Here is a 12,067-nt window from a genome sequence, read left to right as displayed (position 1 = left end):
GTGAATCGGCAAACAGCAAGAGCGGCGCGGGCATTCGCCGCCTCGGGCGGGCGCTCGATCACCCGGCGCGCGGCGACGGTCAACCCGATCCGGTCATGGGCCGGGGCGGGCGGTAGCCTACCGGCGAGCGGCGTCCAGGGCCGTCCGTTTGCTACCACCAGGAGTCGTCATGCCGGGCCGCAACTATTCCTTCGAAGTCACCCGCACCAGCAGTGCGCCCCCGGCGACGGTGTTCCGGCTGGTGGCCGACGGCGCCAACTGGTCGCAGTGGGCCAAGCCGATCGTCGTGCACTCGAGTTGGGCGCGCCAGGGCGACCCGGCGCCCGGTGGCATCGGGGCCGTCCGCAAGGTGGGCATGTGGCCCGTCTACGTGCAGGAGGAAACCGTCGCCTACGAGCCGGACCGTCGCCACGCCTACAAGCTGGTGGGCCCGCGCACCCCGGCCCAGGATTACGGCGGCGAGGTGGTCCTGACGCCGAACGCGGCGGGCGGGACCGACATCCGCTGGACCGGTTCGTTCACCGAAGGCGTCCGCGGGACGGGTCCGCTGATGCGCGCCGCCATGGGTGGAGCGGTCCGGTTCTTCGCGGGCCGGCTGGTGAAGGCGGCCGAGCGGGAATCCCGCGCCGGGCGCTGACCGTCCCGCACCCGCATGACGGCCGCACGAAGCGGCCGCCACGCTTCGATTCACGAATCACGGGTTGTTGAACTGGTTTTCGTACGTTTGTTGTTGCTGCATGTCCTGATTGAACTGCTGCTGGGCCTGCTCGTTCTGCTGTTCGGCCTCTTGCATGGATTGCTGTAGCTGCTGCTGCAGTTGATCGTCGCCGTCATCGGTCGCGAAACCGCCGGCGAGACCGGGTGAACCGGCGGCGTCCGTCAGGCGCACCGAACCCCAACCCGGCACGATCGCCGGTGTAGCGGCATGCGCCGCGTCGTACAGCGCGAGTACGGCCAGGGTGGCGGCGATTCCGAAGACGCGGGTGATCGCGGGGCCAAGGGTGTCGGTGGTCATCCTCCAGCTATGCGCCGCGTCTTTAGCTGCCCACTGGGAGGCGGCTGTCGTCTCGGTATGAAGCCTCGCAATGAGCCGCTATCTGGACTCGACCTCGTCCTGATACTTCTTGGTCATGTGCGCGACGGCGTCCAGCTGCGACTGCGCCAGGTTCTCCCGCGCCTGGCCGGCGCGCGCGGCGGCGTCCAGCGTCGGCTGCGCCTGGCCCTGGAAGTGCGGCATCACCTCGGCGGCGAACAACTCGGCGGACCGTCGGGTGGCGGCCGGGTTGGCCCACTCGTGACCCATCTGCAGCATGCAGCCGAATCCGCCGGACTGGTCCCAGAGCCGCTGCACCTGTTCGCGCGCCCGCTCGGGCGTGCCGATCACGCCCGCGCCGTTCTCGTTGATGACGTCGATCATTTCGTCGAGCTGCTCTCCCGGCATCGTCATCTGCGGGAACGCGGCCACCTTCTGGAAGTACCGGAACCACGGCTCGATGCCGAACTTGACCTCCTCGCGGGCCTGCTTCTCGGTCTCGGCGAGGTGGAACAAACCGACCAGGCTCCAGTTCTTGCGGTCGACCTGCGTGCCGAAGGCCGCGGCGCGCTCCTCGACAATGCCCCAGTGGTAGGACAGCGCGTTGAATCCCTCGACGGTCAACGTCGCCCCGATGGACAGCAGGCCGATGCCGTGCTTACCCGCCAACCGCGCGCCCGTCGGTGAGGCGACCGCCGCGACCGACAGCGGTATCCCGCCGTCGGTGTACGGGGCGAGCTGCAGCTTGGCATCGTAGAGCTGATGGGTGGCGGTCTTGGCGCTGACCGTCTCGCCCGCCAGCAGCCGCACCACGATGTCGAGATTGGTTTCCAGCAGCTCGCGCGTGTCGGTCGGGGTGAGTCCGATCATGGACGAGTCGCTGGGCAGCGAGCCCGGCCCGACGCCGCCGATGATGCGGCCGTGCGTGAGGTGATCCAGCAGCATCAGCCGGTCGGCGACCCACAGCGGATTGTGATACGACAGCGAGATGACACCCGTGCCGAACCGGATTCGCTTCGCGCGTTCGGCGGCGGCGGCGATGAAAATCTCTGGGGAGCTGATGATTTCGCTACCCGCCGAGTGGTGTTCGCCCAACCAGACTTCGTCGAAGCCCAGCGCGTCGAGATGCTCGACGAAGGCGAGATCGCGTTGCAGGGCCAGCGTCGGATTGGTGCCCGCGCGGTGGAACGGGGCGATGAAGTATCCGAACCGCAGCTTCGACATTGAAGTCCCCTTGCATCCGAGTTGGCAGAACCATAACTCGGAATGCGGCTTGGGCCCTAGGTCCAGACAAGGGTTCAGCCGATGGGGCCAGGTGATCCCGGCCCCACCGGCTAGGGAGCAAGTCTTGGTGTTCGCGCTTTAGCGCCGGCTCATCGGGTGATCAGAAACCGCCGCAGACGTTGCCGACGCAACCGCCGCCACCGCCCGGTCCGCCGCCACCACCGCCCACGCCCGGAATGCTGCCGCCGCCCCCGCCGGGACCGCCGCCACCGGTCGGGCCGCCGGGAACGCCGCCGCCACCGCCACCGGGACCGCCGCCACCGGTCGGGCCGCCGGGCACGCCGCCGCCACCGCCATTAGGGCCACCGCCGCCGGTCGGGCCGCCCGGCTCACCGCCGCCGCCACCGGGTGCGGTGGAGGGCGCCACGCTGGAGGACGGTGTAGTCGTCGGGGTCGTGGTGCTGCTGCTGGGGCCGCCCTTATGTCCGCCACCGCAGGCGACCGATAACACGAGCATCGCCGCACCGCCGAACAGTGCGACCGCCGTCCTCGGTCCAGATCTCATCAGATCCCCCATCTCCACATGCGCCACTTCGCGCCGCCCACTTTTTCTTACCCCGCGGCCTCGCCGCGCAAACAGATTCGGGCGGCGAAATCGTGCCGGACGAAAATGGCCCATCACGCAGGTGTGATGGGCCATCGCGAATAGCGGTCGGCTAGCAGTTCGCTCCTACGATGCAGGCCGCGAGCGTGCCGATATGCACGCCGGGGACGGTCGTGCCGGGCTGCGGCATCGCGACGCTGGCTGGCGGATGCGTCGCCGCCGTCGCTGTGTTGCCGGTTTGGCTAACGCCCACGGCACCGAATCCGACCGCCAGAACAACCGCTGCCGCACCACCGAACACCGCGATCGCCTTATTGATTGGGGTCCCCATCAGGCGCTCCTCTCCGTTCCGGGGCGTTTGTTAAATCTGAGCGCACGTTTGTTACAAGCTAAATCCTACACCTGTGCAACTGTGCGCAGGGTAAATTTTTGGCATCATGTCGCACGGCGAACCGGGGCACGTCGAATGCGCGGGTGGCGGGAGTGGCCCGCGCCGGGCTCGGGCGGCGCGCCGGTGCACGGTCGGCGCTGGATGATGACTCCGTTAGCGGCCGCCGCATCGGTCGATCGGGCGGCCGCCGTCGGGTGGCTGGCTAATCTTCCTTGGTGATCAGCTTGCGCAGCGCGACCCGGTCGGGCTGCAGCAGTTCGGCGATGCGGGGCCGGTTCACCTCGGCGACGATGATCTCGCCGACCTCCTGGTAGACCTCGCTGAAGATGCCGTGCGACTTCATCTTCGACGTCTGATACTGGTTGTCCTCGGTCGGTGTCACATAGATCACCGCGTCGGCCTTGAAGCGGTGCACCAGCCAGAGGTGGATCAACGTCATCAGTCGCTTCTGCCGCAGCTTCTCGGCGAAGGTGTTCTGGTCGCGGACCTGAAGGATGCTGCGGCCGTGCCGGTCCTTGATCGGGTCGACGACGACGTTGGCCAACTGCTCGTCGTCGTTGCCGTAGATCCCGAGTTCCAGCACGTCCGAGCCGGCCCGGCGGGGCCGCAGCTGCACGCGTAGCTTCTCGCCCAGGCTGTAGTTCTCGCTCCACATCGCCAGCCACTCCTCGAGCAGCTTCTTCGGCACCTCGGTCTGTACCAGGTGCTGGTGCTGGGTCGATCCCTCGCCCATCGCCTTGGTGGTCGCGGTGCGACCCGACGACGCGGTCAGCGCCGCGTCGCTGCGCGGCCCGCCGACCAGGGTTTGCGGTGTGCGGTAAGGGGATTCGACCAGACGCATCTTGCGCTGCAGGCGGGCCAGCGCCAGCATGCCGTCCTGTTGCAGCGAGGTGGCGAACTCTTCGGCCGCAACGCCATCGATCTGGTGGCCGCCGTAGGTGATGAAGTTGAAGACGAAGCCCATCTTGCCCAGTTCCTCGGGGAACTGCTTCATCTGCTCGTCGGTCATGCCGGTGGTGTCCCAGTTGAACGACGGCGACAGGTTGTAGGCCAGCATCTGGTCGGGGAACTCGGCGTGGATGGCGTCGGCGAACTGCTTGGCGTCGGCCAGGTCGGCGGTCTTGGTCTCCATCCAAAGGATGTCGGCAAACGGCGCGGCAGCCAGTGACTTCGCGATGGCGTACGGGATGCCGCCGCGGATCTGGTAGTAGCCCTCAGGGGTCTTCGACAGCTCGCAGTCCCAACCCGGGTCGACGCCCAATTCCTTCGCCTTGGTCTTGGCCGAGTACAAGGAAGCGCGCGCCGCGAACGCTCGCCACTCGTCGACGCTCATGTCGGCCGGCTCGCCCTCGCTCGCATCGAATTCGAGCACCTCGGCCACGGCCTCGCCGTAGGTCATCAGCCCGGCATCGTCCTCCCAGGCCGCCACGAACCGCGACTCGACCTGGTCGAACAGGTCGTCGATCGACTTTTGACCGTTCTCGCGCCAGGTGTTGACCGCGTCGGAGATGACGCCCTGGATGCCCTGGCGCTCCAGCCAGGCGCCGGCCTCGGCGTACTCCCCTTCGGGCAGTGCATAGAGAAGGTGACCGTTGAGGTCTTTGACGCCCAGCTCGTAGAAGCGACGCACCATCGCCAGGAAACAGGACTTGTACGACGGGATGTTGAGGTTGGTGGCGCCGAGCAGGAACGGCTGATCGCGCTCGTCGGCCCGGCTGTCTAGCAGGTTGGCCGCCTCGGCATCGGTGCGGGCGACGATGATGCCCGGCACCTTCATGATGTCGAGCTGGAAACGCGCGGCGTTGAGGCGTTTGATCTGCTCGTCCGACGGCACCAGCACCTTGCCGCCCTGGTGGCCGCACTTCTTGGTGCCGGGACGCTGATCCTCGATGTGGTACCCCGGGACCCCGACCTCGACGAACCGGCGGATGAGGTTGCGCACGTGCGGGTCACCACCGTGGCCGGTGTCCGCGTCGGCGATGATGAACGGCCGGTAGTCGTATTCGGTGGCGGTCGCCCGCTGCTGCTCACTCATGTTCAGGCGCAGGTACTGCTGGTTGCGGTCGGCGGTCAGCAGCGCGCGCACCAGCACCGCGGCGTCGTCGGGCACCTGGCTCAGCGGGTAGCTGGCGAGGTCGGGGCCGGGATCCTCGGTGGTGGAACCCTTGGCCGACGTCGCCCAACCACCGAGGTAGATCCCCTCGATGCCCATCCGCTTCATCGCGACGGCCTGGCCGGGCGAGTACGGACCGAACGTGGTGATGCTCTTCTTCTCGGCGAACAGCTCGCGCAGCCGCTCATAGAACGCGGCCGCCGCGTTGCGGGCGACGGTGTAATCGGTGGGGATGGTGCCGCGTTGCTCTGCTACCTGGCGGGCCGTGAAGAGGCGCGTGATGCGAGAGAAGCGCGGGTCGTCGAAGTATTGCTGCGTGGCAGCGACCTCGTCGTCAAACGATGGCCGGACTTGCGTGTCCTTATCAATGATCGCCATGTCTTCGCTCCTTCGCGCGCATGATTCCACTGAACGTGAGTCTATCCCCGGAAACGGCAGTTCAATCAGGGCTCGAACGACTTGAGCCAAAACTGTTGCCCCGCCATGTACTTGCGAGAGCTTTTCGGTGGCGGACCGGTGACCGGCGTGAACCACCGGATGGCTGAGGACGTTGGGACAGCGAGGCACCGCGGCGCGGTGCGGTTTCAACGCCTTGGGAGACAATACCTTTCGATACGGTATCGATCACGGGGCCGCCGCACGACGGGCCAGCCAGTCTCGCTGGCGCCGGACGAATCTTGCGTCGACGACGCTGCCATGGCCGGGGACGTAGATCGCCGTGGGCCCACCGACCGCCAGTAGCCGATCCAGGGTCGTGGGCCAGGCCGCGATATCGGAGTCGGCGTCGATCGCGGGGTCGCCGGACTGCTCCACCAAGTCACCGGTGAACACCACGGTCGGATCGCCGCCTTCCGTTGCGGGCACGACCACCACCAAGTCCGACGCGGTGTGGCCCCGGCCGAGGTGGGCGATCGTCACCGCCCGGTCCCCCAAGTCGATGACGGCGTCGTGACCTCCACCGCGCGGGGGCCGCAGAGCCGCGATCGCCGCGTCCACTTCCGCGGGGTCGCCGCCATGACGCAGCGCGTCCTGGCGCAGGTCGCCGGTTGACGAGGAAAGGTATTCGACCACCTCGGGGGCGCAGAAAACCTTCGCCCCGGCGAACAGCGACGCACCGAGTACGTGGTCAAAGTGCTTGTGCGTCAACACGATATGGGTCACCGGGCGCCCGGCAAGCAGCCGGACGTCGGCGTCGATCGCGGCGGCCTCGGTGAGCGTGGTCCCGGTGTCGACGAGCAATGCGCCGGTGCGGCCCCACACCAGCCCGACGGTCACGTCGCAGAACGGAAGCCGGCAGCGACGCGCGGTGGCGGTCAACCGTTCCCAGGCGAGTTGCACAGCCTCCGAAGGTAGCCGCCCCGGCAAGCGGTCGCCGCCCGCTTCTTATGTCGGACATGGTTGACATGTCGGAAATTCCCGACGTATGTTGGCGGACGTGCACAGCGTCGATCGCGTCTTCCTCGCCCTGGCCAATCCGGTGCGGCGCGAACTGCTGGAGATCCTCGCCGCCCAACCGCTATCGGCGGGAGAACTCAGCGATCGCTTCGAGCTCAGCCGCCCCGCCGTCGCCGAGCACCTCAAGGTGCTGCGTGACGCGGGACTGGTCGCCGACCGGCCGCAGGGGCGTCATCGCATTTACCGCCTGACCGCCGAGCCGTTGGCAGACCTCGGCGACTGGCTGCATCCCTTCGAGAAGTTCTGGCGCGGCCGACTGGCCAAGCTCGCCGAGGTAGCACAGGAGCTGGAATGACCGAAACGTCACGGTCCGCGACGGTCCGGGTCGATCAATTCGTCGCGGCGCCACCGGCCACCGTGTGGCGATTGCTCACCGAACCCGCGCTGATAAAGCTCTGGTGGGCCGAGGGGCAGGTGGCCGCGGTGGTGGGAAACCAGTTCACGCTCGACATGCCGGGTTATGGCAAGCAGCCCTGCACGGTGCTCGAGGTCGACGCACCGCACCGGTTCGTCTACACGTTCACCGCGGCCTGGACGCTGACTTGGCGGTTGGAAGCCGAAGGCGACGGCACCCGAGTCTTCTTGGAACACAGCGGCTTTGACCTCGGCGACGGCCGCATGGCCCGGGCGTTCGAGCGCATGGGGCCGGGATGGCGCGACGTCGTCCTGCCCCGACTCGCCCAGCTCGGCGCCCAGACGACTCGCTAGACCCCACCGTGGGACTGGTTTCGGGGCAGACCGCTCGGGCTATCACCCCGGAATGGCTATCACCGATTCCCGCGAAGTCGTCATCGAGGCGACGCCCGACGAAATCATGGAGGTGCTGTTCGACCTCGAGTCGTTGACCGAGTGGTCGTCGGCGCACAAGAAGGTCGAGGTGCTCGAACGTGACGACCAGAACCATCCGAGGCGATCCAGACAGGTCGTCAAGCTCGTCGGCGTCAGCGACGAACAGGAGCTCGCCTACACCGTTCACGACGACGGCGTCGGCTGGACGTTAGTCAGCTCCAAACAGCAACGCGCCCAAGAGGGTCGGTACACGCTGACCCCCGAGGGGGACGGCACCCGGGTCCGTTTCGAGCTCACCGTCGACCTGGTGGCGCCCGTCCCCGGATTTCTGGTCAAGAAGGGGGCCAAGAGCCTGATGGACACCGCCACCGAGGGACTGCGCAAGCGGGTCCTCGAAGTCGAGCAGCGCGGACAGTAGCTTGGCCTCGCGCGGGTGAAATCGGGCCCTTCCCGAGTGTGAGCGCGCGAGTCAGACTGGTAGTCATGGAACCTACGCCGGCGGGCAGGCCGCACCGAATCGCAGCGATCATCGGTGTGCTGGCGATGGTGCCGGCGCTGGCCGGCTGCGGCGGCCACGGTGATGGCCACATGACGACGTCGTCGGCGCCGAAGATCACCACCCTCGGTCGCACGGCGCCGCGCGCGCCCGCCGACGGACCGCTGACCATCAGCAGTCCCGCTTTCGCCGACGGGGCCCCGATCCCGGTGCAGTACACCTGCAAGGGCGCCGACATCGCGCCGCCGTTGGCGTGGTCGGCGCCGCTGGGTGCGGCCTTGGTGGTCGACGACCCCGACGCCGTCAACGGGCTGTACGTCCACTGGGTCGTCGTCGGAATCCCGCCTGGTTCCGGAAGCACCGCCGATGGTCAGACCCCGGCCGGGGCGACCGCGCTGCCCAACACGGCCGGCCAGCCGGCGTACAAGGGGCCCTGTCCCCCGGCGGGAACCGGTACGCATCACTACCGGTTCACCCTCTATCAGCTGCCCAACGACTATCAGCTGCCCGCCGGCCTGGCCGGGGTGCAGGCCGCGCAGACGATCGGCGGCGCCGCGACCGCGCAGGCTCAGCTCACCGCGGTCTTCGGCGGCTGATCGGGCCCGTCACGACGCATCGTCGAGAACCTGATAGGCGGCGTTGTAACCGGGAGTGAACGTGATGCCGGGCCCGCCGTGGCATCCGGCGCCGGCGAGATAGAGACCGTCGATTTCGATGGGCATGTCGACAAAGCCCTTCGGGCCGGGCCGGTTCGGGCCCATCAGGTCGGGGTGGAGCAGTCCGTGGCAGAAGTCGCCCGAGGGCGCGCCGAACATGGTGTTCATGTGGTAGGGCGCGAAGGTGATGTGGCGGATCACGATGTCCTTGAAGTTCGGCGCCAATCGGGTGATCTTGTCGATAACCCGTTGCGCCATCGCGTTTTTGAGATGGCCATGCTGGTCGCGGGCGACTTCGACCGGAAACGCGTAAGCGAATGCGCTGGCCGCGTGCTTGCCGGGCGGCGCCATGCTGGGATCGTGCACCGACGGGATCTGCATGCCCATCGACGGGTTGTCCGGAATGACGCCCCGGCGGCAGTTTTCCCAGTGCAGCTGTTGCTCCTCGGGTGACCCGAAGATTCCGACCGACTGTTGCATGCCTTCCTCATTGAGGCATAGGGCGGGGCGAATTCGGGCAGCCCGTCCAGCGCGAAGTGGATCTGCACGAACGAGGCGCGGTGATCGCGGCCGGAGACACGCGAGACCAGTTGTGCGGGAACGTGTTCGGGTGCGATCAGCTTGGTTGTTCCGGCGATCTCGCCGACGCCGTCACCGCGAGTCTTGATCTGGTGCGCTCCGGCCTGGCGCCGCTGGCCTGACGGCACCCCCGACCGAAGCCGTCACTGGTTTGCCGCGGCGTCCACGGCCGCCTCGATGAAGCGCCGCAGCACGGGGCCGTTGGCCCGCTTCACAAACGCCAACGCGACGGGAATGTCGGGCGCGCCTCGCAGCGCGACGAACCGCACGCCGGGGTGGATGTTGCGCCTGATCGCAACGTCGGGAATGACCCCGATGCCGCGGTCGGCCGCGACGGATTCGATCCACTCGTCGAAATTCGTTGTCTCGACAATGGTTTCCGGCCCATCCCCCGCCGGCCACGACCAGGGCCCGGTGGTACCACTGGCCGTGTTGACCACCAGCGGCCAGCGTGGCACCTCGGCCCAGTCCAGCTTCGCCCGCTTGGCCAGGGGCGAATGCACCGAACACACCGCCACCCGGGGCTCATCGAAAAGGTGCACGATTCGAACGGCGGTCGAGGTCACGTGGCCGCGCACCAGGGCGATGTCCACCCGGCCCTGCTGGACCGCCCCGAGCGCGTCGTCGGTGCGGATCAGGCTGACGGTGGTCCGGGTGGTCCGCTCGAACCGCGCGACGGTGTCCTGCGCCCACGGGTCGGGCAGCAGCCAGCTGAATCCGAGGCGGATGCTCGCTTGTTGCCGGACGGCGTCGACCCCACGCCCCAGCTCGGCCAGGACCCGCTCGACGTGACCGAGGAAGACCCGCCCGGCCGGGGTGGTCGCCACGTGGCGCGAACTGCGGTCTAGCAGCGACGCTTCGAGCGCGTCTTCGAGCTGTTTGATGGTTCGGCTCAGCGCGGGCTGGGTGATGCTGAGCTCCTGCGCGGCCAGCGTGAACGATTCGAGGCGGGCCACCGCTTCGAACGCCCGGAGGTGACGCAACTCGACTCGCCCGGACTGCACCGCGTCCATGCTCGATGAGCATAGATCCTTCACACAAGGCATTTCACGCGGGATTCCCGAAGACCTAACGTCGGTTGCACTGGGAGCGCAATCCGCGCTGTTGTTCGCAGGAGGAAAAATGCCGCTGTTGTACATCGACCTCATCGAGGGTCGTACGCCCTCGGAGGTTCGCGCCCTGCTGGACGCGATCCACGACACGGTCGTCGAGGCGTTCGGCGTTCCGCCGCGGGATCGTTACCAGGTGGTGCATACCCACCCGGTACATGAAATCGTCACGCTGGACACCGGTCTGGGCATCGATCGGTCGTCTCGCCAGGTGATCTTGCACGTGGTAAGCCGACGGCGGCCGCGCGAGCTCAAGCAGAAGTTCTATGAACTGCTGGCGTCGCGCCTCGTCGACCGGTGCGGGCTCGACCCCGCCGACCTGATCGTCTCGGTCACCGAAAACGACGACGAGGACTGGTCTTTCGGCCACGGGAGGGCCCAGTTCCTCACCGGTGAACTCAAGTGAGCGCCGCCACGGGTTTGCCGACACGCCTGACCGACCTGTTCGGGATCGAGCACCCGATCCTGCTCGCGCCGATGGCCCTGGTCTCCGGGGGCCGGCTGGCGGCGGCGGTGACACGGGCGGGCGGACTGGGGCTCATCGGTGGGGGCTATCCCGACGCCGAATGGCTGCAGACGCAGATCGACGCGACCGCCGGCGCCCGGGTCGGATACGGGTTCATCACCTGGAGCCTGGCCCGCAATCCGGGGGTGCTCGACGTCGCGCTGGAAAGGGATCCGGCGGCCGTGATGCTGTCGTTCGGCGAGTTGGCGCCCTTCGCCGATCGCATCCACGCGGCCGGCGTTCCGCTGATCGCGCAGGTGCAGAACCTAGATCAGGCCCGTCGCGCGCTCGATGCCGGTGCGGAAGTCATCGTGGCGCAGGGCGGCGAGGCCGGCGGGCACGGCATGAGCGTGCGGTCGACCTTCACCCTGGTGCCCGAGGTCGTCGACTTCGTGGCGGACCGCTCTCCGGCCACGTTGGTGGCGGCCGCGGGTGGCGTCGGCGATGGCCGCGGATTGGCCGCCGCGCTCGCGTTGGGCGCCGACGGCGCCGTAGTCGGTACCCGGTTCTGGGCGACGCCGGAAGCGCTCGTCTCACCCCAAGCGCAGCGGCGCGCAGTGGCGGCCGGCGGTGACGACACCGTGCGCACCCGGGTCTACGACGTCGTGCGCCGCCTCGATTGGCCCACCGGATACACCGTGCGGGCCCTGAACAACGCCTTCCTGGACACCTGGCACGGCAACGAGGCCGAGCTGTCGGCGCGGCTGCCCGAAGCGATCGACGCCTACGAAAAAGCGTTAGCCGCAGAGGATTTCGATACCGCCGCCATCCTCACCGGCGAAGGGGTGGGGCGCGTCCGCGAGGTTCGGCCCGCCGCGGAGATCGTCACCGAGATGGTCGGTGACGCCAACCGCATCCTCAACCGCGACCCCGCGCCCTAGACAGCCGAGCGACGAGTCTGGTTTGCTCAGCTGGCTAGCTTGTTTCCGCCTTGTCTGCGCGGGCAGGAGTGCGCGATGGCCCGTATAACGTCCCGGATGGCCCCGGCGGTGAAGCCGCCATGATTGACGACTGTGTCGCCGCATCCGCCAGTTGTCCGGGATACCCTGCGCGCCAACACCTTTGCATCGACAAGTCCTGCGCCATCGACCTCTGATCACCCATCGGAAAGGA

The 12,067-nt window shown here is 67.8% G+C and carries 15 protein-coding genes and 1 pseudogene; 8 read left to right on the top strand and 8 right to left on the bottom strand.

Annotation, left to right across the window (positions count from 1 at the left end):
• Window positions 1-169 precede the first annotated feature (169 nt).
• Complete coding sequence (locus tag A5646_RS20900) at window positions 170-637, top strand: SRPBCC family protein (protein WP_066863270.1); 468 nt, start codon at window positions 170-172, stop codon at window positions 635-637.
• 57 nt (window positions 638-694) lie between these two features.
• Here A5646_RS20900 and A5646_RS20895 read toward each other — a convergent pair whose 3' ends face one another.
• The 6 genes from A5646_RS20895 to A5646_RS20870 form a co-directional block, all read right to left on the bottom strand.
• A complete protein-coding gene (locus tag A5646_RS20895) occupies window positions 695-1,015 on the bottom strand; it encodes a hypothetical protein (RefSeq protein WP_067023927.1) in 321 nt (106 codons plus the stop codon).
• A 78-nt stretch (window positions 1,016-1,093) separates the two neighbouring features.
• On the bottom strand, window positions 1,094-2,257 hold the full coding sequence (locus A5646_RS20890; RefSeq protein ID WP_066876696.1) for an LLM class flavin-dependent oxidoreductase: 1,164 nt from the start codon (window positions 2,255-2,257) through the stop codon (window positions 1,094-1,096).
• A gap of 160 nt (window positions 2,258-2,417) precedes the next feature.
• Window positions 2,418-2,822 (bottom strand): hypothetical protein, encoded by a 405-nt coding sequence (locus A5646_RS29555; RefSeq protein ID WP_066876856.1) that lies wholly within the window; start codon window positions 2,820-2,822, stop codon window positions 2,418-2,420.
• Between the two features lie 151 nt (window positions 2,823-2,973).
• Window positions 2,974-3,192 carry a hypothetical protein gene (locus A5646_RS20880; protein ID WP_067023925.1) on the bottom strand — a complete coding sequence of 73 codons (219 nt, stop codon included), beginning with the start codon at window positions 3,190-3,192 and terminating at the stop codon, window positions 2,974-2,976.
• A 262-nt stretch (window positions 3,193-3,454) separates the two neighbouring features.
• Entirely contained in the window at window positions 3,455-5,743 is a 2,289-nt protein-coding gene (aceA, locus tag A5646_RS20875; protein WP_066863286.1) for an isocitrate lyase ICL2, read from the bottom strand.
• A 246-nt stretch (window positions 5,744-5,989) separates the two neighbouring features.
• Window positions 5,990-6,703 (bottom strand): MBL fold metallo-hydrolase, encoded by a 714-nt coding sequence (locus A5646_RS20870; RefSeq protein ID WP_066876684.1) that lies wholly within the window; start codon window positions 6,701-6,703, stop codon window positions 5,990-5,992.
• An 85-nt stretch (window positions 6,704-6,788) separates the two neighbouring features.
• On the opposite strand from A5646_RS20870, the gene A5646_RS20865 reads away from it, so the two are divergent.
• The 4 genes from A5646_RS20865 (at window position 6,789) to A5646_RS20850 (ending at window position 8,701) form a co-directional block, all read left to right on the top strand.
• Entirely contained in the window at window positions 6,789-7,115 is a 327-nt protein-coding gene (locus A5646_RS20865) for a helix-turn-helix transcriptional regulator (protein WP_066863289.1), read from the top strand.
• Window positions 7,112-7,528, top strand: coding sequence for an SRPBCC domain-containing protein (locus A5646_RS20860; RefSeq protein WP_067023924.1), 417 nt, complete (start codon window positions 7,112-7,114; stop codon window positions 7,526-7,528). Before A5646_RS20865 ends, A5646_RS20860 begins: the two co-directional genes overlap by 4 nt.
• A 52-nt stretch (window positions 7,529-7,580) precedes the next feature.
• Window positions 7,581-8,027 carry an SRPBCC family protein gene (locus A5646_RS20855; protein WP_067023921.1) on the top strand — a complete coding sequence of 149 codons (447 nt, stop codon included), beginning with the start codon at window positions 7,581-7,583 and terminating at the stop codon, window positions 8,025-8,027.
• Between the two features lie 65 nt (window positions 8,028-8,092).
• Window positions 8,093-8,701, top strand: coding sequence for a YbhB/YbcL family Raf kinase inhibitor-like protein (locus tag A5646_RS20850; protein WP_067023919.1), 609 nt, complete (start codon window positions 8,093-8,095; stop codon window positions 8,699-8,701).
• Window positions 8,702-8,710: 9 nt separating this feature from the next.
• Here the strand turns inward: A5646_RS20850 and A5646_RS20845 are convergent.
• Window positions 8,711-9,387 (bottom strand): annotated as a pseudogene (locus tag A5646_RS20845) (phytoene desaturase family protein); the annotation flags it as partial.
• Between A5646_RS20845 and A5646_RS30090 the strand changes: the two are divergent.
• Window positions 9,322-9,462, top strand: a complete 141-nt coding sequence (locus A5646_RS30090) for a hypothetical protein (RefSeq protein ID WP_231998440.1) — start codon at window positions 9,322-9,324, stop codon at window positions 9,460-9,462. The pseudogene A5646_RS20845 and the gene A5646_RS30090 sit on opposite strands and share 66 nt — an antisense overlap.
• A 21-nt stretch (window positions 9,463-9,483) precedes the next feature.
• On the opposite strand, the gene A5646_RS20840 is transcribed toward A5646_RS30090, so the two are convergent.
• Window positions 9,484-10,353 carry a LysR family transcriptional regulator gene (locus A5646_RS20840; RefSeq protein ID WP_067023917.1) on the bottom strand — a complete coding sequence of 290 codons (870 nt, stop codon included), beginning with the start codon at window positions 10,351-10,353 and terminating at the stop codon, window positions 9,484-9,486.
• Between the two features lie 109 nt (window positions 10,354-10,462).
• Here A5646_RS20840 and A5646_RS20835 point away from each other — a divergent pair, with 109 nt between their 5' ends.
• Both A5646_RS20835 and A5646_RS20830 read left to right on the top strand, forming a co-directional pair.
• A complete protein-coding gene (locus tag A5646_RS20835; RefSeq protein WP_067023915.1) occupies window positions 10,463-10,855 on the top strand; it encodes a tautomerase family protein in 393 nt (130 codons plus the stop codon).
• Window positions 10,852-11,835 (top strand): nitronate monooxygenase family protein, encoded by a 984-nt coding sequence (locus A5646_RS20830; RefSeq protein ID WP_082984806.1) that lies wholly within the window; start codon window positions 10,852-10,854, stop codon window positions 11,833-11,835. The genes A5646_RS20835 and A5646_RS20830 overlap by 4 nt, the downstream gene beginning before the upstream one ends.
• Window positions 11,836-12,067 lie beyond the last annotated feature (232 nt).

It is taken from the genome of Mycobacterium sp. 1245499.0 (assembly GCF_001673615.1).
Lineage (GTDB): Bacteria > Actinomycetota > Actinomycetes > Mycobacteriales > Mycobacteriaceae > Mycobacterium > Mycobacterium europaeum_A.
Note: the sequence above shows the minus strand (reverse complement) of the source record. Positions and strands in the feature narration are given on the sequence as shown.

Excerpts from the sequence above, each read along its gene's own strand:
- A5646_RS20835 (WP_067023915.1), top strand. The coding sequence starts at position 10,463 with ATGCCGCTGTTGTACATCGACCTCATCGAGGGTCGTACGCCCTCGGAG.
- A5646_RS20850 (WP_067023919.1), top strand. The coding sequence starts at position 8,093 with ATGGAACCTACGCCGGCGGGCAGGCCGCACCGAATCGCAGCGATCATC.
- A5646_RS20880 (WP_067023925.1), bottom strand. The coding sequence starts at position 3,192 with ATGGGGACCCCAATCAATAAGGCGATCGCGGTGTTCGGTGGTGCGGCA.
- A5646_RS20900 (WP_066863270.1), top strand. The coding sequence starts at position 170 with ATGCCGGGCCGCAACTATTCCTTCGAAGTCACCCGCACCAGCAGTGCG.
- A5646_RS29555 (WP_066876856.1), bottom strand. The coding sequence starts at position 2,822 with ATGAGATCTGGACCGAGGACGGCGGTCGCACTGTTCGGCGGTGCGGCG.
- aceA (WP_066863286.1), bottom strand. The coding sequence starts at position 5,743 with ATGGCGATCATTGATAAGGACACGCAAGTCCGGCCATCGTTTGACGAC.
- A5646_RS20855 (WP_067023921.1), top strand. The coding sequence starts at position 7,581 with ATGGCTATCACCGATTCCCGCGAAGTCGTCATCGAGGCGACGCCCGAC.
- A5646_RS20860 (WP_067023924.1), top strand. The coding sequence starts at position 7,112 with ATGACCGAAACGTCACGGTCCGCGACGGTCCGGGTCGATCAATTCGTC.
- A5646_RS20865 (WP_066863289.1), top strand. The coding sequence starts at position 6,789 with ATGTTGGCGGACGTGCACAGCGTCGATCGCGTCTTCCTCGCCCTGGCC.
- A5646_RS20895 (WP_067023927.1), bottom strand. The coding sequence starts at position 1,015 with ATGACCACCGACACCCTTGGCCCCGCGATCACCCGCGTCTTCGGAATC.
- A5646_RS20840 (WP_067023917.1), bottom strand. The coding sequence starts at position 10,353 with ATGGACGCGGTGCAGTCCGGGCGAGTCGAGTTGCGTCACCTCCGGGCG.
- A5646_RS20890 (WP_066876696.1), bottom strand. The coding sequence starts at position 2,257 with ATGTCGAAGCTGCGGTTCGGATACTTCATCGCCCCGTTCCACCGCGCG.